The 1,161-nt window shown below is 45.5% G+C and carries 1 protein-coding gene; it reads right to left on the reverse strand.

The annotated features are described in order from the left end of the window. A partial coding sequence (gene tuf, locus BLP85_RS14785; RefSeq protein ID WP_213031977.1) for an elongation factor Tu occupies window positions 1-1,161 on the reverse strand: 1,161 nt, incomplete at its 5' end.

The raw sequence follows: 1,161 nt of genomic DNA on the forward strand, positions 1-1,161 counted from the left end.
TTATGCAGTTACTTTAGCAACAACACCAGCACCAACTGTACGACCACCTTCACGGATCGCAAAACGTAGACCTGGGTCCATTGCGATTGGGTGGATCAATTCTACTGACATTTCTACGTTGTCACCAGGCATAACCATTTCAACGCCTTCTTTTAACTGGATTGCACCAGTTACGTCAGTTGTACGGAAATAGAACTGTGGACGGTAACCGTTAAGGAATGGAGTGTGACGACCACCTTCTTCTTTAGAAAGTACGTATACTTCTGCATCGAATTTAGTGTGCGGCTTGATTGTACCTGGCTTAGCAAGTACTTGACCACGTTGAACGTCTTCACGCTTAGTACCACGTAGAAGAACACCACAGTTCTCGCCTGCACGACCTTCGTCAAGCAATTTACGGAACATTTCAACGCCAGTTACAGTTGTTTTAACTGTGTCTTTAATACCTACGATTTCAACTTCTTCGCCTACTTTCACGATACCAGATTCAACACGGCCAGTTACTACTGTACCACGACCAGAAATTGAGAATACGTCTTCGATTGGCATCAAGAATGCTTTGTCGATTGCACGTTCTGGTTCTGGGATGTAAGAGTCAAGCGCTTCAACAAGAGCAAGAACTGAAGATTCGCCGTATTGACCAGCATCACCGTTAAGCGCAGCCAAAGCTGAACCACGGATAACAGGAGTGTCATCACCAGGGAAGTCATAAGTAGAAAGAAGTTCACGAACTTCCATTTCAACCAGCTCAAGAAGCTCTTCGTCGTCTACAAGGTCACATTTGTTCAGGAACACAAGGATGTAAGGTACACCTACTTGGCGAGACAAAAGGATGTGTTCACGAGTTTGTGGCATAGGACCGTCAGTCGCAGCACATACAAGGATCGCACCGTCCATCTGAGCAGCACCAGTGATCATGTTTTTAACATAATCGGCGTGTCCTGGGCAGTCTACGTGAGCGTAGTGACGAGTTGGAGAATCGTATTCTACGTGTGAAGTATTAATTGTAATACCACGTGCTTTTTCTTCTGGTGCAGAGTCAATTGCTGCGTAATCTTTCGCTTCACCGCCGTAAGTTTTTGCACAGATAGTTGCAATTGCAGCAGTTAAAGTAGTTTTACCATGGTCGACGTGACCAATTGTGCCCACGTTTACGTGTGG

The sequence above is a fragment of the Acinetobacter kookii genome, from assembly GCF_900096895.1.
Taxonomy (GTDB): Bacteria; Pseudomonadota; Gammaproteobacteria; order Pseudomonadales; family Moraxellaceae; genus Acinetobacter; species Acinetobacter kookii.